This is a genomic window from Pseudomonas sp. RIT357 (genome assembly GCF_000632245.1).
GTDB classification, from domain to species: Bacteria; Pseudomonadota; Gammaproteobacteria; order Pseudomonadales; family Pseudomonadaceae; genus Aquipseudomonas; species Aquipseudomonas sivasensis.
Genome location: NZ_JFYX01000002.1, coordinates 239,704 through 257,527 on the forward strand (window position 1 = coordinate 239,704; position 17,824 = coordinate 257,527).

Annotated in this window: 16 protein-coding genes; 12 read left to right on the forward strand and 4 right to left on the reverse strand. The window is 57.0% G+C overall.

The window, feature by feature from the left end:
* Positions 1-103 precede the first annotated feature (103 nt).
* Positions 104-1,798 carry a lactate permease LctP family transporter gene (locus tag BW43_RS23190; protein ID WP_032884701.1) on the reverse strand — a complete coding sequence of 565 codons (1,695 nt, stop codon included), beginning with the start codon at positions 1,796-1,798 and terminating at the stop codon, positions 104-106.
* Between the two features lie 261 nt (positions 1,799-2,059).
* On the opposite strand from BW43_RS23190, the gene BW43_RS23185 reads away from it, so the two are divergent.
* Positions 2,060-2,827 (forward strand): FCD domain-containing protein, encoded by a 768-nt coding sequence (locus BW43_RS23185; RefSeq protein WP_032884703.1) that lies wholly within the window; start codon positions 2,060-2,062, stop codon positions 2,825-2,827.
* 37 nt (positions 2,828-2,864) lie between these two features.
* Here BW43_RS23185 and smpB read toward each other — a convergent pair whose 3' ends face one another.
* Positions 2,865-3,347 carry an SsrA-binding protein SmpB gene (smpB, locus tag BW43_RS23180; protein ID WP_032884704.1) on the reverse strand — a complete coding sequence of 161 codons (483 nt, stop codon included), beginning with the start codon at positions 3,345-3,347 and terminating at the stop codon, positions 2,865-2,867.
* 168 nt (positions 3,348-3,515) lie between these two features.
* Between smpB and BW43_RS23175 the strand changes: the two genes are divergently transcribed.
* Together BW43_RS23175 and BW43_RS23170 are read left to right on the forward strand one after the other, a co-directional pair.
* Positions 3,516-3,950 (forward strand): type II toxin-antitoxin system RatA family toxin, encoded by a 435-nt coding sequence (locus BW43_RS23175; RefSeq protein ID WP_032884705.1) that lies wholly within the window; start codon positions 3,516-3,518, stop codon positions 3,948-3,950.
* Positions 3,943-4,245, forward strand: a complete 303-nt coding sequence (locus BW43_RS23170) for an RnfH family protein (RefSeq protein ID WP_032884706.1) — start codon at positions 3,943-3,945, stop codon at positions 4,243-4,245. The genes BW43_RS23175 and BW43_RS23170 overlap by 8 nt, the downstream gene beginning before the upstream one ends.
* Before the next feature lie 63 nt (positions 4,246-4,308).
* On the opposite strand, the gene BW43_RS23165 is transcribed toward BW43_RS23170, so the two are convergent.
* Complete coding sequence (locus tag BW43_RS23165; RefSeq protein ID WP_017528805.1) at positions 4,309-4,836, reverse strand: outer membrane protein assembly factor BamE; 528 nt, start codon at positions 4,834-4,836, stop codon at positions 4,309-4,311.
* A gap of 98 nt (positions 4,837-4,934) precedes the next feature.
* Between BW43_RS23165 and fur the strand changes: the two genes are divergently transcribed.
* Entirely contained in the window at positions 4,935-5,339 is a 405-nt protein-coding gene (gene fur / locus BW43_RS23160; protein WP_003194220.1) for a ferric iron uptake transcriptional regulator, read from the forward strand.
* A gap of 84 nt (positions 5,340-5,423) precedes the next feature.
* Here the strand turns inward: fur and recN are convergent, their stop codons facing one another.
* Positions 5,424-7,097, reverse strand: a complete 1,674-nt coding sequence (recN, locus tag BW43_RS23155) for a DNA repair protein RecN (protein WP_032884707.1) — start codon at positions 7,095-7,097, stop codon at positions 5,424-5,426.
* 254 nt (positions 7,098-7,351) lie between these two features.
* On the opposite strand from recN, the gene grpE reads away from it, so the two are divergent.
* The 8 genes from grpE (at position 7,352) to BW43_RS23115 (ending at position 17,820) form a co-directional block, all read left to right on the forward strand.
* Positions 7,352-7,912, forward strand: coding sequence for a nucleotide exchange factor GrpE (gene grpE, locus BW43_RS23150; RefSeq protein WP_017139264.1), 561 nt, complete (start codon positions 7,352-7,354; stop codon positions 7,910-7,912).
* Between the two features lie 102 nt (positions 7,913-8,014).
* Positions 8,015-9,931, forward strand: a complete 1,917-nt coding sequence (gene dnaK / locus BW43_RS23145; RefSeq protein ID WP_032884708.1) for a molecular chaperone DnaK — start codon at positions 8,015-8,017, stop codon at positions 9,929-9,931.
* A 318-nt stretch (positions 9,932-10,249) separates the two neighbouring features.
* Entirely contained in the window at positions 10,250-11,374 is a 1,125-nt protein-coding gene (gene dnaJ, locus BW43_RS23140; protein WP_032884710.1) for a molecular chaperone DnaJ, read from the forward strand.
* Positions 11,375-11,384: 10 nt separating this feature from the next.
* Positions 11,385-12,191, forward strand: coding sequence for a 4-hydroxy-tetrahydrodipicolinate reductase (gene dapB / locus BW43_RS23135; RefSeq protein WP_032884711.1), 807 nt, complete (start codon positions 11,385-11,387; stop codon positions 12,189-12,191).
* 259 nt (positions 12,192-12,450) lie between these two features.
* On the forward strand, positions 12,451-13,587 hold the full coding sequence (gene carA / locus BW43_RS23130) for a glutamine-hydrolyzing carbamoyl-phosphate synthase small subunit (protein WP_032884712.1): 1,137 nt from the start codon (positions 12,451-12,453) through the stop codon (positions 13,585-13,587).
* 105 nt (positions 13,588-13,692) lie between these two features.
* A complete protein-coding gene (gene carB / locus BW43_RS23125) occupies positions 13,693-16,914 on the forward strand; it encodes a carbamoyl-phosphate synthase large subunit (protein WP_032884713.1) in 3,222 nt (1,073 codons plus the stop codon).
* A complete protein-coding gene (greA, locus tag BW43_RS23120; protein WP_032884714.1) occupies positions 16,911-17,387 on the forward strand; it encodes a transcription elongation factor GreA in 477 nt (158 codons plus the stop codon). The genes carB and greA overlap by 4 nt, the downstream gene beginning before the upstream one ends.
* 28 nt (positions 17,388-17,415) lie before the next feature.
* Entirely contained in the window at positions 17,416-17,820 is a 405-nt protein-coding gene (locus BW43_RS23115) for a hypothetical protein (protein WP_032884715.1), read from the forward strand.
* The last annotated feature ends 4 nt before the right edge of the window (positions 17,821-17,824 follow it).

A 17,824-nucleotide genomic window follows, 5' to 3' on the forward strand; every position in this document is an offset into this window, starting at 1 on the left:
GCCTCCAGGATCAGCACCCCCAGGGCGCCGTATTGACACGAATGCGCAATGCCGACGCCGAGGTTACCGCCCGGCGTCGGCTATTACCCTATTGCTTGTGGCTTTAGTGCACCAGCATGCCGGTAAACCAGTAGGCCTGAGCCAGCGTGATCAGCCCGACGATTGTGGCGAAGAACAGGCTGTGCTTGAGGGTGAAGCGGAACAGATCGGATTCTTTGCCCACCAGGCCGGTTGCGGCGCAGGCCACTGCAATCGATTGCGGCGAGATCATTTTGCCGGTAACGCCGCCGCTGGTGTTCGCGGCTACCAAGAGGGTGTCGTTGACGCCGATCTGGTGCGCTGTAGTGGCTTGCAGCGAGCTGAACAGGGCGTTGGACGAAGTGTCGGAGCCCGTCAGGAAAACGCCCAGCCAGCCAAGGAACGGCGAGAAGAACGGGAAGGCTGCGCCGGTACCAGCCAATACCAGCGCCATGGTCGACGACATGCCGGAGTAGTTGGTGACGAAGGCAAAGGCCAACACCATGCCGATCGACAAGATTGGCCAGCGCAGTTCGTAGAACGTCTCTTTTAAAGTGGTAAGACCAATCTTGATGTTGATCTTCAGTACTAGCATCGAAATCAGTGCGGAGAAGAAAATCGCGGTACCAGTGGCTGAAATTGGGTCCAGCTTGAATACCGCTGGAATGGCAGTCGGGTTGGTCACGATGGGTGCGACCTTGACCACCAGTTGGTCCAGGTGCGGGATCGCGAAGTTGAACACCCAGCTGTACATAGAGCCGCCGGCGGCGAACATCGCCTTGAACGGTTTGAGCGTCCAGATAGTCACCAGCACGGTGAGGATCAGGAATGGCGACCAAGCCTTGAAGATCTGCCCCAGGCTATAAGGCGAGGCGACGGTGCTGCGTGGCAAGCCGAAGCCGCCAACACTGGCGGTAATGGCTACGCCGGAGGTTGCGCCCGCAATCTGCGCGCCTGCGGTGCGCTTGGGTTGCCAGACTTTCAGGAACAGGGTCAGGGAAATCAGGCTGGCCAAAGCCGAGGTGATGTCCGGCAGTTCCGGGCCGATGAAGTTGGACGTGAAGTATTGAGTGATGGCAAAGCTCAAGCCAGCGACCAGCGCAGCCGGCCAGGTTTCGCGCACACCGCGCAGGCCATCCATCATAAATACCAGCCAGAACGGCACGAACAGCGACAAGAGGGGCAACTGGCGTCCGGTCATGGCGCCGATCTTGAAGGCATCGATACCGGTCACTTGCCCGGCAACGATGATCGGAATCCCCAGGGCGCCAAAGGCAACGGGCGCTGTGTTGGCAATCAGGCACAAGCCGGCTGCGTACAGCGGGTTGAACCCCAGGCCTACCAGCAATGCGGCGGTAATTGCCACGGGGGCACCGAAACCGGCAGCGCCCTCCAGGAAGGCGCCAAAGCAGAAACCGATCAGCAGCACCTGTAAGCGTTGGTCATCGGTGATCGACAGCACCGAGCTGCGGATGATCTCGAACTGGCCACTCTTGACCGTTAGTTTGTAGAGAAACACCGCCGCGACAATGATCCAGGCAATAGGCCAAAGACCGTAGGCGAAGCCGTAGCCAGCAGCGGCCAGCGCCATATCTACTGGCATCTGGAAGGCAAAGATTGCCACCAGTATCGACAGCGCCAACGTGATGCTGCCGGCCACGTGGCCTTTGAGGCGAAACACGGCCAGGGCCAGGAAGAAAAATACGATCGGAATAACGGCGGCCAATGCGGACAGGCCGAGGCTGCCGAGCGGGCTGTAAAGCTGTTGCCAGGTTTGCATATGGGGTGGCCCCTAATTGTTGTTGGTCAGGCACTTTTTAGTCGATCTGGATAATTGGTATTACCAATTTACAATCGCTGGAGGGTAGGTTAAAAGCCTTCAGGGGATGTGTCAATTTGCCGCTCGCGAAACTTTGGTCGTAGGTCATTGGGTAAGACCATCTGATCGGTTGAATCGAAGCTGTTCTGATAGGTGCTGGAAGGGCGGCGATAGGCCAGAATAGAGGGCCCGGCGAGTGGTCGGGATGGTGGAGGGTGAGTTATGGGGTTTGATCAGGTGCGTCAGCGCCGTTTGTCTGACGATATTGTCGAGCAGCTTGAGGGGATGATCCTTGAGGGCACGCTGAAGTCGGGTGAGCGCTTGCCGGCTGAGCGCGCTTTGGCTGAGCGGTTTGGCGTGTCGCGTCCGTCGCTGCGGGAGGCCATTCAGAAACTGGCGGCCAAGGGGTTGTTGGTGAGTCGGCAGGGCGGAGGCAATTATGTTGCCGAGTCACTGGGCTCGACGTTCAGTGATCCGTTGCTACACCTGTTGGAAAACAACCCCGAGGCGCAGCGTGACCTGCTGGAGTTCCGCCAGACCCTCGAAGCATCCTGTGCTTATTACGCTGCGTTGCGTGCCACCGAGGTCGATCGCGAGCGGCTGACCGCTGCATTCGAGGCGCTGCAGGATTGCTATGGCCGCGTTGATGAAGTGAGTCGGGTCGAGGAGGGTGCAGCGGATGCAAGATTTCATCTGGCCATTGCGGAGGCCAGTCATAACGCCGTGTTGCTGCACACCATTCGCGGCCTGTTCGACCTGCTCAAGCGTAACGTGGTGACCAATATTGGCGGCATGTATCAGCAGCGTACGGAAACCCGCGACATGCTGATCAGTCAGCATCGGGAGTTGTACCTGGCAATTATTGAGGGGCGGGCAGAGCAGGCGCGAGAAGTCTCAACGCGTCATTTGGAATACGTGCAGGAAGTGTTGGCGGAAGTGCGTCAGGAGGTTCAGCGCGTGGCGCGAGCGGAGCGTCGTAAAGGGATGTAGCCGGGGGATTTATTCCGAGGCTACATCGTCACAAGGGTTACTCTTCCTTGCCCTTGTTGCGCACAGCGCGATGCAGTTCCCGGTTGGAATCGCGTTCGCGCTCGGTATCACGCTTGTCGTATTCCTTCTTGCCCTTGCCCAGTGCGATCTCGCACTTGACCAGATGCTTGCTCCAGTACCAGGACAGGCAGATGCAGGCGTAGCCTTTCTGCTGCACGGCAGCGGCGAGCTTTTCCAGTTCGCGTGCGTTGAGCAATAGTTTGCGCGTGCGCACCGGGTCGGCAATTACGTGGGTGCTCGCAGTGGTCAACGGGGTGATATGACTGCCCAGCAGCCATGCCTCGCCATTCTTGAGCAATACGTAGCTGTCGACCAGTTGCAGCTTGCTGGCGCGCAGACTCTTTACTTCCCAGCCGGCCAGGACCAGACCAGCTTCGAACCGATGTTCGATGAAGTAATCGTGTCGCGCCTTTTTATTTTGCGCGATGGTCCCTGTGGGGTGTTTCTTTTGTTTAGCCATAGGGGCGGCATTATAGGGAGTTGCGAGCGTGTCGGCTACGGTCAACCTACGTGCTTGAGCGTGTTGGTCGAATCCCGGACAATGCTGGCAGTTCTTTGGTTTTTTTCTCTCGCGGAACGAGCTGTTCTTTCGCGATGTTTGCCGCTCAGCTGTGGAAATAACGCGCACATGACGACGCATATTCAACGTTCGGCCCTGCTGCCCTATCCGGCGCAGGCGCTCTATGACCTGGTCAACGACGTGGCGCGTTACCCGGAATTCCTGCCTTGGTGTTCAACGGCTGAGGTGCTTGAAAGCACTGATGAGCACATGGTCGCCAGTGTCGGTGTGGCGAAAGGTGGGTTGGGCCAGCACTTTGTCACGCGCAATGTGTTGGTGCCGGGCAAGTCCATTGAAATGAATCTGCAGGAAGGCCCTTTTACCCAGTTACACGGTATCTGGGTATTCAAGGCGCTGACCGACAAGGCCTGCAAGATCAGCTTGGACCTATCGTTTGATTACGCTGGCCCGCTTGTGCGGGCGACATTGGGGCCATTGTTCAATCAGGCGGCCAATACGCTGGTAGATGCGTTCTGTCAGCGGGCCAAGCAACTGCATGGTTGAGATTGAGGTGGTATACGCTGCCCTAGATCAGCAGGTCTTGCTGGCGGTAACGGTGGCTTCGGGTACCAGTCTGCGAGGGGCGGTACAGGCGTCAGGAATTGCAGTGCGGTTTCCCGAGTTGGATCTGGCTGATTGTCCTTTGGGGATATTCGGTAAGGTTGTCGCGGACGCTGAAGCGCGCGTTGTGCAATCGGGTGATCGCATTGAGATCTATCGCCCTTTGCTCGTCGACCCTAAAGAGGTGCGAAGGCTGCGTGCCGCCAAGGCGGCGTTGATCAAGCAGCAGAACTCATAAGATTGCTAATCATCAGGCAACAAAAAGCCCGGCATGCCGGGCTTTTTTGTAGGTGCCGCAATGTTACTGCGGGCTGGTGTCCAGTGGCTGAGGCGTCGGTACCGGAACGGTTTCCACTCCGTCGACGTCCTTCTGGATCTTGTCGAGCAACGAGCCTGGCTTCGCTGGTACTTCGGATTTCGGCTTCTCGCTTTCCTGCGCAGGTGCAGTCACGTTGGTGCCGTTGTCTTTACCTAGCAGGGCTTCATCTCGGCTTACGCCAGGCATGAAGTCACCCGACAGGCTGACAAGCTGGTCATTGCCATTGAAAATGACGCTGACACGTTCCTGTTGGCGTTCACCGCCACCAGGCTGCAGGCTGTAGAGATAATCCCAGCGATCGGCGTGGAAAGTGTCAGTCAGCAGGGGGTTGCCCATAATAAACCGTACTTGCCGTCGGGTCATTCCCGGGCGTAACTGGTCTATCATGTCCTGCGTGACGACATTGCCCTGCTGGATGTCGATTTTGTAAACCCCGGGGAATGAACAACCGGCGAGTGCGAGCAGTCCCACAAAGGTGAAACTGGTTAGCAAGAGCTTGGTGTTTTGCATCGGTGGGCGACTTCCACTATCTTGGCTGGGACAACGTAAACGCCGATCATACCCGTATTAAGAGAAGCTGCGAAGCAGCATCCGCGAGAAAGCTAACCATGGTTGAAAATAGCGAACTACGCAAAGCCGGTCTTAAAGTGACTCTGCCACGAGTCAAGATTCTACAAATGCTCGATTCTGCTGAGCAGCGCCACATGAGTGCCGAGGATGTTTACAAGGCGCTGATGGAGTCTAATGAGGACGTCGGCCTGGCCACGGTTTACCGTGTACTGACCCAGTTTGAAGCCGCAGGGCTGGTGGTTCGTCATAATTTCGACGGCGGTCATGCAGTGTTCGAATTGGCCGACGGTGGTCATCATGACCATATGGTTGACCTGGATACCAATGAGGTTATCGAGTTCACTAGCCCAGAGATCGAAGCGCTGCAGCATAAGATTGCTGAGGAGCATGGCTTCGATTTGGTTGACCACAATCTCGTGTTGTACATCCGTAAGAAAAAGTAAAAATCGATGCAGATTCGCTCTGCAAAACGATTGAAGGCGACCCTAGGGTCGCCTTCGTGCTTTCTACATAAGGAAAAGTCTTGGTCAGGCCTTGGTGGTTACGACCATCTTCTTAGCGTGTGCTAAAGACTCTTTAGTCAGGTCGATACCCCCGAGCATTCGGGCCACTTCTTCAACGCGTTCCGACTTGCTCAGCTTAGATACTGCCGTGTGTGTCGCATCGCTTCCTCTTACCTTGTGCACAAATAAGTGTTGATGCCCCTGGGCTGCTACTTGTGGCAAGTGAGTGACCGTCAGTACCTGCCCTCGATCTCCCAGGCGACGCAGCAACTGGCCAACAATCTCCGCGGTAGGGCCGCCGATGCCTACGTCGACTTCATCGAACACCAGCGTCGGCACCCGGGATGTTTGCGCAGTAATCACTTGGATCGCCAGGCTGATACGCGACAGCTCGCCACCGGACGCGACCTTTGCAAGTGCCTTGAGCGGTTGTCCTGGGTTGGCGCTGACCAATAGCTCAACCTGCTCCAGGCCGTGTGGCTGTAACTCAGTAGTGGTGTTGGCGCGCAATTCAATAGTGAAGCGCCCGCCCGGCATGCCCAGGCGCTGGATTTCCTGCTCAACGGCATCTGCCAGACTGCTGGCGGCCTGTTGGCGCAGCTCGCTCAGTTCGCGGGCCTTTTCCTGGTAATGGCGGGCAAAAGAGCCGAGCTCTTCGCCTAGTCGCTCGATGGATTCGTCATTCGCGTTCAGCGTCTCGATTTCATCCAGCAGCTTTTGCTGCATGGTTGCTACTTCAGTGGGTTGGATTCGATGTTTGCGCGCCAGGGTGTAGATGGTGTCAAGACGCTCTTCTATTTCCTGCAGGCGCGCCGGGTCGGCGTCGAAATGATCCAGGAAGCGGTTGAGTTCGCCCACGGCTTCTTCTACTTGGATTTGTGCACTGGTCAGTAGGGTTGTGGCTTCACTCAATGAGCCCGAAGCGCTGTTAACGCTGGACAATCTGTTTAGGCTCGCCGTGAGCGCATTGAGCACGTTGCCGGAGTCGCTCTCGCTGCACTGCTCAACCACTTGGCGGCAGATACCCAGCAGGGTTTCGGCGTTGGTGAGGTTCTTGTGTTCCTGCTCCAGTTGTTCCAGCTCCGTTTCTCCAAGACCCAGGCTTTCCAGTTCTTCAAGTTGATAGCTGAGCAGTTGGTGGCGAGCGCGCTGCTCGTCGCCGGAGTTGGACAGTCGTTCCAGCTCCTGGCGAGTCTGGCGCCAGCGCTGGGCAGCCAGTTGTACTTGCCGGGCAAGGTCGGTGGCGCCGGCGTATTCGTCGAGCAGGCGGCGGTGGGTATCGGTTTTGAGCAGGGACTGGTGCTCATGCTGGCTATGAATGTCTATCAGCAGTTCACCCAGGGCTTTCAGGTCGCCGAGGGGGCAGGGCGTTCCATTGATATAGCCGCGCGAGCGTCCTTCGGCAGTGATGACGCGGCGCAGGATACATGGGCCGTCATTATTGAGGTCGCGCTCGGCTAGCCAGACTTCGGCTTCGGGGATATCGGCGAGGTCGAAGGTGGCCAGGATGTCGGCCTTGTCAGCCCCTGGGCGCACTACGCCACTATCGGCTCGGTCGCCCAGGGTCAGGCCCAATGCGTCGAGCATGATCGACTTGCCGGCGCCGGTTTCGCCTGTGATTACGCTCATCCCGCGATCCAGTTCGAGATCCAGATGTTCAACGATGGCGTAGTTATGTACGGACAGGTGCACGAGCATGAAGGCCGCTCCCAGGCTTTAGGTCTGGTTATTTATACAGTGTTTTGTTTGGGGCTGACAATCCTGATGCTTAGCTCGATTTGCTCGGTCGAGCAGGTTTTTTAGCGCAAAGAAGAATGGTGGTGCGGGAATTGATCTGTGGCAGGCGAAAGACTTTTGGTAACGCCTGCGCCCTTGAACCTGGAAATTGTGGCCCCATATACCGGAACAGAAGCGCGAGTTGAGTTCGCGCATGATTTTGAAAGGAGAAATCTATGGCTGACGAACAGACGCAGGATACGCAAACTCCAGACGCCAATTCGGCTGCCGGTGATGAACTGGCAACTCGTGTGCAAGTGCTCGAAGAGCAGTTGGCCGCTGCGCAGGATCAGTCGTTGCGTGTTGCCGCCGATCTGCAGAACGTCCGCCGCCGTGCCGAGCAGGATGTAGAAAAGGCTCACAAATTCGCGCTGGAAAAATTCGCCAATGACTTGCTGCCGATCATCGACAGCCTGGAGCGTGGTCTTGAATTGTCTAATCCGGATGACGAAAACATCCGCCCGATGCGCGAAGGTATTGAGCTGACCTTGAAAATGTTTCAGGACACTCTGAAGCGTTATCAGCTTGAAGCCATCGATCCGCAAGGCGGCGAACCGTTCAATGCTGAGCATCACCAGGCTATGGCCATGCAGGAAAGCCATGATCTGGAACCTAATAGTGTGTTGAAAGTGTTCCAGAAGGGTTATCAGCTCAACGGCCGTCTGCTGCGTCCGGCAATGGTAGTGGTGAGCAAGGCTCCTGCACCGGTTGCACCTTCTATTGATGAGCAGGCTTGAAATCCGCCGCAAGGCCCCCATCTATAAGTCAAGCGTTTAAGTGCTACCGCAGTTAGCCACCACTGCTGCGGCAACCAAATTCAAGTTTCGGGAGAGTAAATCATGGGCAAAATTATCGGTATTGACCTGGGGACCACCAACTCCTGCGTCTCTGTGCTGGAAAACGGCGTAGCAAAAGTAATCGAAAACGCCGAAGGCGCGCGTACCACGCCGTCGATCATTGCTTACGCCAACGACGGTGAAATCCTGGTTGGTCAGTCGGCCAAGCGTCAGGCAGTGACTAACCCGCATAACACGCTGTACGCGGTAAAGCGTCTGATCGGTCGTAAGTTCGACGAAGAAGTCGTACAGAAAGACATCAAGATGGTTCCGTACAAAATCGCCAAGGCTGACAACGGTGACGCTTGGGTTGAAGTAAACGGCCAGAAAATGTCGCCGCCACAGATCTCGGCTGAAATCTTGAAAAAGATGAAGAAGACTGCCGAAGACTACCTGGGTGAGACAGTGACTGAAGCGGTGATCACCGTTCCGGCCTACTTCAACGACAGCCAGCGCCAGGCGACCAAAGACGCCGGCCGCATCGCGGGTCTGGACGTAAAACGTATCATCAACGAACCAACCGCAGCTGCTCTGGCTTACGGTATGGACAAGGCCAAAGGCGACCACACTGTGATCGTTTATGATCTGGGTGGCGGTACCTTTGACGTCTCCGTAATCGAAATTGCTGAAGTGGATGGCGAACACCAGTTCGAAGTGTTGGCTACTAACGGCGACACCTTCCTGGGTGGTGAGGACTTTGACATTCGTCTGATCGACTACCTCGTTGACGAATTCAAGAAAGAAAGTGGCATGAACCTCAAAGGTGACCCGCTGGCGATGCAGCGCCTGAAAGAGGCCGCTGAAAAAGCCAAGATTGAGCTGTCTTCCGCTCAGTCGACCGACGTTAACCTGCCGTACATCACGGCAGACGCTACCGGTCCTAAGCACTTGAACGTGAAGATCTCTCGCGCCAAGTTGGAAGCGCTGGTTGAAGACCTGGTTCAGCGCACTATCGAGCCTTGCCGCATCGCTCTGAAGGACTCCGGTATCGACGTTGGTGCTATCAACGATGTAATCCTGGTGGGCGGTCAGACCCGTATGCCACTGGTTCAGAAGTTGGTTACCGAGTTCTTCGGCAAAGAAGCACGTAAAGACGTAAACCCGGACGAAGCGGTTGCCATGGGTGCTGCCATCCAGGGCGCGGTATTGGCCGGTGACGTGAAAGACGTGTTGCTGCTGGACGTAAGCCCGCTGACCCTCGGTATCGAAACCATGGGTGGCGTGATGACTGCGCTGATCGAAAAAAACACTACGATTCCTACCAAGAAATCCCAAGTGTTCTCGACTGCCGATGACAACCAGGGTGCTGTGACCATTCACGTGCTGCAGGGTGAGCGTAAACAGGCTGCTCAGAACAAGTCCTTGGGCAAGTTCGATCTGGCTGAGATTCCACCAGCACCACGTGGCGTGCCACAAATTGAAGTGACCTTCGACATCGACGCCAATGGCATTCTGCACGTCGGCGCGAAAGACAAGGCTACCGGTAAAGAGCAGAAGATCACCATCAAGGCCAACTCCGGTCTGTCTGATGAAGAAATTCAACAGATGATTCGTGATGCTGAAGCCAATGCTGATGCGGATGCCAAGTTCGCAGAACTGGCTGGTGCTCGTAACCAGGGTGACGCACTGGTTCACTCGACGCGCAAAATGATCGCTGATGCTGGCGAGAAAGTGACCGCTGAAGAGAAGGCCGCAATTGAAGCCGCTGTGGTTGCGCTGGAAGCCGCTGTAAAAGGTGACGACAAGGCTGCTATCGATGCCAAGGTTGAGGAGCTGTCGAAAGTCTCCGCGCCAGTTGCTCAGAAGATGTACGCCGAACAAGGTCAGCCCGCTGACGCTGCTGCGCAACAGGCAGAGCCTGAAGCCAAGCACGACGACGTTGTCGATGCTGAGTTCGAAGAAGTTAAAGAGACCAAGTAAGTTGGTCGCCCGGTTGACCGCTATCAAGCGGTGACTGGTAGGATGTCGCCGCGCGGGAGCTTGCTCCCGCGTTGGCGTGTCTGGGGTATGTGAATTTTTACAGCATGCGACAACGTTCGGATGCTGGCGGTGTGATCGGGGATGCTCCTGCTTTCCGATCAATAAATACCGCGTTTTTGGCCGGGTCCCTGGCTAAAAAGTAGTAATGACCAGGATCGTTGAATTGACGTGAGTTGGGTCCGGGCCTGTATTGGGGCTCAACGAGTTTAGTCGGGCTCAGGAGGGTCTGGCTGAACGTCCTTAAGAGTGCAAAGACTTATGGCAAAGCGTGACTATTACGAAGTATTGGGTGTGGAGCGCGGCTCCAGCGAGGCGGACCTGAAAAAGGCTTACCGTCGCTTGGCGATGAAGCACCACCCGGACCGTAATCCGGATAGCAAAGAATCCGAAGAAATGTTCAAAGAGGCCAACGAGGCCTACGAATGTCTGTCTGATCCCAACAAGCGTGCAGCCTACGACCAATATGGTCATGCGGGTGTCGACCCAAGTATGGGGGGCGGCGGTGCTGGTTTTGGTGGTCAGAACTTCTCCGATATTTTCGGTGACGTATTCAGTGACTTCTTTGGCGGTGGCCGGGGTGGTCAGCGTGGTGGCGCCCAGCGTGGTAGCGACTTGCGTTACACCCTGGAACTGAATCTGGAAGAGGCCGTGCGCGGCACCAGCGTCAATATTCGCGTACCGACGTTGGTTAACTGCAAGCCGTGCGATGGTTCGGGGGCTAAGAAAGGCTCTTCGCCGATTACCTGCCCAACCTGCGGCGGTATCGGCCAGGTTCGTATGCAGCAGGGCTTCTTCTCGGTGCAGCAGACCTGCCCGCGCTGCCATGGCCAAGGCAAGATCATTTCCGATCCGTGTGATTCGTGCCACGGTGAGGGCCGCGTCGAAGAGTACAAGACCCTCTCGGTGAAAGTGCCGGCTGGTGTTGATACTGGTGATCGTATTCGCCTTTCTGGCGAGGGCGAGGCCGGGACGCAGGGTGGACCAACGGGTGACTTGTACGTGGTGATCAATGTGCGCGAGCACTCGATCTTCCAGCGCGATGGTAAGCACCTGTTCTGCGAAGTGCCGATCAGCTTTGTCGATGCGGCCTTGGGTGGCGAGTTGGAGATTCCGACCCTTGATGGTCGAGTCAAGCTCAAGATTCCTGAGGGGACGCAGACCGGTAAACAGTTCCGCATCCGTGGCAAGGGCGTAGCGCCGGTGCGCGGTGGCGGTGCTGGCGACCTGATGTGTCGTGTGGCGGTGGAAACTCCCGTCAATCTGGGGCGCCGTCAGCGTGAACTGCTTGAAGAGTTCCGCAGTTCGTTGGAGGGCGATGACACCCATTCGCCGAAAACCACTGGCTTCTTCGAAGGCGTGAAGCGCTTCTTCGGCGACCTGTAAGGAAGTGAGTATGCGACGTATAGCCGTAATGGGCGCTGCCGGGCGCATGGGCAAGACGCTGGTCGAAGCAGTGCAGCAGCGTTCGCCTGCCTCTGGGCTGACGGCGGCGATTGTTCGCCCTGGCAGCACGTTGATTGGTGCGGATGCGGGTGAGTTGGCTTCGCTGGGGCGTATCGGTGTGTCGTTGTCCGGCAACCTGGAGCAGGTGGCTGACGAATTCGACGTGCTGATCGATTTCACGCTGCCGGAAGTGATGCTGAAAAATCTCGCATTCTGCCGTAAGGCGGGCAAGGCGATGGTGATCGGTACCACGGGTTTGACTGCCGAGCAGAAGCAGTTGCTGGTGGAGGCGGGCAAGGATATTCCTGTCGTCTTCGCTGCCAACTTCAGTGTTGGCGTGAACCTGTCGCTCAAGTTGCTGGATATGGCGGCGCGCGTGTTGGGTGATGAGGCGGATATCGAGATTATCGAAACGCATCACCGTCACAAGATCGATGCGCCGTCGGGCACAGCGCTACGCATGGGCGAAGCTATTGCTGATGCGCTGGGGCGTGACCTGTCTAAAGTGGCCGTTTACGGTCGTGAAGGTCATACCGGTGCGCGAGCGCGTGACACCATTGGCTTTGCGACCGTTCGCGGTGGTGATGTTGTGGGTGACCACACCGTGCTGTTCGCTACCGAGGGCGAGCGCCTGGAGATCACACACAAGGCTTCCAGTCGCATGACATTCGCCAAGGGGGCGGTGCGTGCTGCGCTCTGGTTGGAAGGTCGTGAAGCAGGCCTGTACGACATGCGCGATGTACTGGATCTTCACTAATCAGTAGCTAAAACGGGGTCTCAGGATTATCCTAAGGCCCCGTTTTTACCCGCTAAGCGACGTCCTGTCGCATTCTCCTGCCTTTAAGGCTCATTAGCGGTGGACCAAAAAAGCCTTTTTCTGTAAGCTACAGCTTTAGTGTGTCCACTAAAAGCGCGCAGAATAATTCAGTGAAGAAGCGGGGTGACGTGTCCATACGTCACTCCGCTTTTTTACAACCTGCGATCGCCCTTTCAGGCTTTATTTACGGGAGGTCTTCTTGACTAAGCCAGCCATACTCGCCCTTGCTGATGGCAGCATTTTTCGCGGCGAAGCCATTGGAGCCGACGGTCAAACCGTTGGAGAGGTGGTGTTTAACACCGCCATGACCGGCTATCAGGAAATCCTTACCGATCCTTCCTACGCCCAGCAAATCGTTACCCTGACCTATCCGCACATCGGCAATACCGGTACCACACCGGAAGACGTCGAGTCTGATCGTGTATGGTCGGCCGGCCTGGTCATTCGTGACCTGCCACTGGTTGCGAGCAACTGGCGTAACACGATGTCGCTGTCGGATTACCTGAAAGCCAATAACGTTGTGGCGATCGCCGGTATCGATACGCGTCGCCTCACACGCATCCTGCGTGAAAAAGGCTCGCAGAATGGCTGCATCATGGTCGGTGACAATATTTCCGAAGAAGCGGCGATTGCCGCGGCGCAAGGCTTCCCAGGCCTGAAAGGCATGGACCTGGCGAAAGTCGTCAGCACCAAGGAGCAGTACGAGTGGCGCTCTACGGTCTGGGACTTGAAGACCGATAGCCACGAGACCATCGACGCGGCTGACCTGCCTTATCACGTGGTCGCTTACGACTACGGCGTTAAATACAACATCCTGCGCATGCTGGTTGAGCGCGGTTGCCGCGTGACCGTTGTTCCTGCGCAAACCCCGGCCAGCGATGTTCTGGCCCTGCAACCGGACGGTGTGTTCTTGTCAAACGGCCCGGGTGACCCGGAGCCTTGCGACTATGCCATCCAGGCCATCAAGGAAGTGCTGGAAACAGAGATTCCGGTATTCGGTATCTGCCTAGGCCACCAGCTGTTGGCGTTGGCCTCCGGTGCCAAGACTCTGAAAATGGGTCATGGCCATCACGGTGCCAACCACCCTGTGCAGGACTTGGATACAGGCGTTGTGATGATCACCAGTCAGAACCACGGGTTTGCGGTGGATGAAGCGACCTTGCCGGGCAACGTCCGGGCAATTCACAAGTCGCTGTTCGACGGTTCCCTTCAAGGCATCGAACGTACCGACAAAAGCGCGTTCAGCTTCCAGGGCCACCCTGAAGCCAGCCCGGGCCCGAACGACGTAGCGCCGCTGTTCGACCGTTTCATTAATGAGATGGCCAAGCGACGCTGACTGAGCGGCCTGCGGGCGGCCCCGAAACCCGGTGGCCCCCGCAGGTTCTTCAAAGATTGTTCAAGACGGCTTGCCGATTGACCTGCGGATTTGAGTGACAAACCCATGCCAAAACGTACAGACATAAAAAGCATCCTGATTCTCGGCGCTGGCCCGATCGTAATCGGCCAGGCTTGCGAATTCGACTACTCCGGCGCCCAGGCTTGCAAGGCCCTGCGCGAAGAGGGCTACCGCGTCATCCTGGTGAACTCCAACCCGGCCACGATCATGACCGACCCGGACATGGCTGACGCTACCTACATCGAGCCGATCAAATGGCAAACCGTTGCCAAGATCATCGAGAAGGAGCGTCCGGACGCCCTGTTGCCAACCATGGGTGGCCAGACCGCTCTGAACTGTGCCCTGGACCTGGAGCGCGAAGGCGTCCTGGAAAAATTCGGCGTAGAGATGATCGGCGCCAATGCCGACACCATCGACAAGGCTGAAGACCGTTCGCGTTTCGACAAGGCCATGAAATCCATCGGCCTGGCGTGCCCGCGTTCCGGCATCGCCCACAGTATGGAAGAGGCCTATGCGGTTCTGGAAACCCTCGGTTTCCCGTGCATCATTCGTCCGTCCTTTACCATGGGCGGCACCGGTGGCGGCATCGCCTACAACCGTGAAGAGTTCGAAGAAATCTGCGCCCGTGGTCTGGACCTGTCTCCGACCAAAGAGCTGCTGATCGACGAATCCCTGATCGGCTGGAAAGAATATGAGATGGAGGTTGTCCGCGATAAGAAGGACAACTGCATCATCGTCTGCTCCATCGAAAACTTCGATCCGATGGGCGTGCACACCGGTGACTCGATCACTGTTGCTCCTGCACAAACCCTGACGGACAAGGAATATCAGATCCTGCGTAATGCCTCCCTGGCGGTATTGCGTGAGATCGGTGTGGAAACCGGCGGTTCCAACGTCCAGTTCGGCATCTGCCCGGACACCGGTCGTATGGTCGTGATCGAGATGAACCCGCGTGTTTCCCGTTCGTCGGCCCTTGCCTCTAAAGCTACCGGCTTCCCGATTGCGAAGGTCGCGGCCAAGCTGGCTGTGGGTTACACCCTGGACGAGTTGTCGAACGACATCACCGGCGGCAAGACCCCTGCGTCCTTCGAACCGTCCATCGACTACGTAGTGACCAAGCTTCCACGTTTTGCCTTTGAGAAATTCGCCAAGGCTGACGCGCGTCTGACCACTCAGATGAAGTCGGTCGGCGAAGTTATGGCCATCGGCCGTACGTTCCAGGAGTCGTTGCAGAAAGCTCTGCGTGGTCTGGAAGTGGGGGTTTGCGGCCTCGACGAGAAGCTCGACCTGAGCAACCCGGAAAGCATGAGCGTGCTCAAGCGTGAGCTGACTGTGCCGGGCGCCGAGCGTATCTGGTACGTCGCTGACGCCTTCCGTGCCGGTATGACTGTCGAAGACATCTTCGGCATGAACATGATCGACCCATGGTTCTTGGTACAGATCGAAGATCTGATCAAGGAAGAAGAGAAGGTCAAGACCCTGGGGCTGGCTAGCATCGACCGCGACATGATGTTCCGCCTCAAGCGCAAAGGCTTCTCCGATCAGCGCCTGGCCAAACTGCTGGGTGTGACCGAGAAGAACCTGCGCACGCATCGCCATAAGTTGGACATCTTCCCGGTCTACAAGCGCGTTGATACCTGTGCGGCCGAGTTCTCCACCGATACCGCGTACCTTTACTCCACCTACGAGGAAGAGTGCGAGGCTGCGCCGTCGGGTCGTGACAAGATCATGATCCTGGGCGGCGGTCCTAACCGTATCGGCCAAGGCATCGAGTTCGACTACTGCTGTGTGCACGCTGCGCTCGCTCTGCGCGCCGACGGGTACGAGACCATCATGGTCAACTGCAACCCGGAAACTGTTTCCACCGACTACGACACCTCTGATCGGCTGTACTTCGAGCCAGTGACACTGGAAGACGTGCTGGAAATCGTGCGCGTTGAGAAGCCGAAAGGCGTGATCGTGCAGTATGGCGGCCAAACCCCGCTTAAACTGGCGCGTGCGCTTGAGGCTGCTGGAGTGCCGATTATCGGTACCAGCCCGGACGCTATCGACCGCGCTGAAGACCGTGAACGCTTCCAGCAAATGGTTGAGCGCCTTAACCTGCGTCAGCCGCCAAACGCTACCGTGCGCAGCGAAGATGAAGCCATCCGTGCAGCCAGCAAGATCGGCTATCCGTTGGTGGTGCGTCCTTCCTATGTGTTGGGCGGTCGGGCGATGGAAATCGTCTACGAAGAGGACGAGCTCAAGCGTTACTTGCGTGATGCGGTGAAAGTGTCCAATGACAGCCCGGTGCTGCTGGACCACTTCCTCAACTGCGCCATCGAAATGGACGTGGATGCGGTTTGTGACGGCACCGACGTGGTGATCGGCGCGATCATGCAGCACATCGAGCAGGCAGGCGTTCACTCCGGTGACTCCGCATGCTCGCTGCCGCCATATTCGTTGCCGCTGCACATCCAAGATGAGATGCGCGAGCAGGTCAAGAAAATGGCCCTTGAGTTGGGTGTTGTCGGCCTGATGAACGTTCAGTTGGCGCTGCAAGGCGAAGACATCTACGTCATTGAGGTTAACCCACGTGCTTCGCGTACCGTACCGTTTGTATCCAAGTGCATCGGTGTGTCCCTGGCCATGATCGCTGCCCGTGTGATGGCTGGTAAGACCCTGAAGGAAATCGGCTTCACCAAGGAAATCATTCCGAACTTCTATAGCGTGAAAGAGGCGGTGTTCCCATTCGCCAAATTCCCTGGTGTGGACCCAATCCTGGGCCCAGAGATGAAGTCCACCGGTGAAGTGATGGGCGTGGGCGATACCTTCGGTGAAGCATTTGCCAAAGCTCAGATGGGCGCCAGTGAAGTGCTACCGACCGGCGGAACTGCGTTTATCAGTGTGCGTGATGACGACAAACCACTGGTTGCGGGCGTTGCCCGTGATCTGATCAGCTTGGGCTTTGAAGTAGTTGCCACAGCAGGTACCGCCAAGCTGATCGAAGCGGCAGGCCTGAAGGTGCGACGCGTAAACAAGGTGACGGAAGGCCGTCCGCACGTGGTCGACATGATCAAGAATGACGAAGTTACTCTGATCATCAACACCACCGAAGGTCGTCAGTCGATCGCGGATTCCTACTCTATTCGCCGTAATGCCTTGCAGCACAAGATCTACTGCACCACCACCATTGCTGCTGGCGAAGCTATCTGTGAAGCGCTCAAGTTCGGTCCGGAAAAGACCGTGCGCCGCTTGCAGGATCTACACGCAGGATTGAAGGCATGATCAAATACCCAATGACCGTCCAGGGCGCAAAGGCCCTGGAAGAGGAGCACGCCCATCTGACCAAGGTCGTACGTCCTAAGTTGAGCCAGGACATCGGTACGGCCCGCGAGCTGGGTGACTTGAAGGAAAACGCTGAATACCACGCTGCTCGCGAGCAGCAAGGTATGGTCGAGGCGCGGATCCGTGACATCGAAGGGCGCATGCAGAATGCGGTCATCATCGATGTCACGACCATTCCGAAAACCGGCAAGGTGATTTTCGGCACGACCGTGGAAATCGCTAACGTCGAGACGGACGAAAGCGTGGTCTATCACATCGTTGGCGAAGACGAAGCTGATTTCAAACTCGGCAAGATCTCTGTCGGTTCGCCGCTGGCCCGCGCCTTGATTGCCAAGGAAGAGGGTGATGTGGTCGCTGTAAAAACACCTGGTGGCGTGATCGAGTACGAGATTGTTGAAGTTCGTCACGTCTGAAAGGCGGCGCCCGCTTCGTGCGGGCGCCATGCTTTGGCAGCTCTCCCAGATGCTTTGGGTGGGTGGCCTGTGGTTGCTGCACATTGGTGTACTCCCGGTGCTGGGCCTTATTGGCCTGGCTCCGCTGTTGATCGATGAGATCGATGGATTACTGAGTGCGTTGCTGGTGGGTTTTGCAGCGGCGTGCGTGACCCTTCAGGCATTGGTGCTGGTCAAGGCTGAGGGGTTTGTGAGTTTGTGGCGGGATATTCGCGGCCAACTGCTGTTGATGGCGCTGTATGCGTGTGCAATGTATTGCATCGTGCATGTGTGGCTGCCGGAAGCGTTGCGCTGGCAGCTATTCAGCTATCTTGTGCTAGGGTTCTCCGGCTTGGTGTTGGTAGTACAGCCCGCGCCAGGATGGAGTGGCAGGGCGCGCAAAGCACGCCCGTGACCCT

Bases quoted from the DNA above. Each gene is read 5' to 3' on its own strand.
- BW43_RS23190 (WP_032884701.1), bottom strand. From the start codon at position 1,798: ATGCAAACCTGGCAACAGCTTTACAGCCCGCTCGGCAGCCTCGGCCTG.
- BW43_RS23185 (WP_032884703.1), top strand. From the start codon at position 2,060: ATGGGGTTTGATCAGGTGCGTCAGCGCCGTTTGTCTGACGATATTGTC.
- smpB (WP_032884704.1), bottom strand. From the start codon at position 3,347: ATGGCTAAACAAAAGAAACACCCCACAGGGACCATCGCGCAAAATAAA.
- BW43_RS23175 (WP_032884705.1), top strand. From the start codon at position 3,516: ATGACGACGCATATTCAACGTTCGGCCCTGCTGCCCTATCCGGCGCAG.
- BW43_RS23170 (WP_032884706.1), top strand. From the start codon at position 3,943: ATGGTTGAGATTGAGGTGGTATACGCTGCCCTAGATCAGCAGGTCTTG.
- BW43_RS23165 (WP_017528805.1), bottom strand. From the start codon at position 4,836: ATGCAAAACACCAAGCTCTTGCTAACCAGTTTCACCTTTGTGGGACTG.
- fur (WP_003194220.1), top strand. From the start codon at position 4,935: ATGGTTGAAAATAGCGAACTACGCAAAGCCGGTCTTAAAGTGACTCTG.
- recN (WP_032884707.1), bottom strand. From the start codon at position 7,097: ATGCTCGTGCACCTGTCCGTACATAACTACGCCATCGTTGAACATCTG.
- grpE (WP_017139264.1), top strand. From the start codon at position 7,352: ATGGCTGACGAACAGACGCAGGATACGCAAACTCCAGACGCCAATTCG.
- dnaK (WP_032884708.1), top strand. From the start codon at position 8,015: ATGGGCAAAATTATCGGTATTGACCTGGGGACCACCAACTCCTGCGTC.
- dnaJ (WP_032884710.1), top strand. From the start codon at position 10,250: ATGGCAAAGCGTGACTATTACGAAGTATTGGGTGTGGAGCGCGGCTCC.
- dapB (WP_032884711.1), top strand. From the start codon at position 11,385: ATGCGACGTATAGCCGTAATGGGCGCTGCCGGGCGCATGGGCAAGACG.
- carB (WP_032884713.1), top strand. From the start codon at position 13,693: ATGCCAAAACGTACAGACATAAAAAGCATCCTGATTCTCGGCGCTGGC.
- greA (WP_032884714.1), top strand. From the start codon at position 16,911: ATGATCAAATACCCAATGACCGTCCAGGGCGCAAAGGCCCTGGAAGAG.
- BW43_RS23115 (WP_032884715.1), top strand. From the start codon at position 17,416: ATGCTTTGGCAGCTCTCCCAGATGCTTTGGGTGGGTGGCCTGTGGTTG.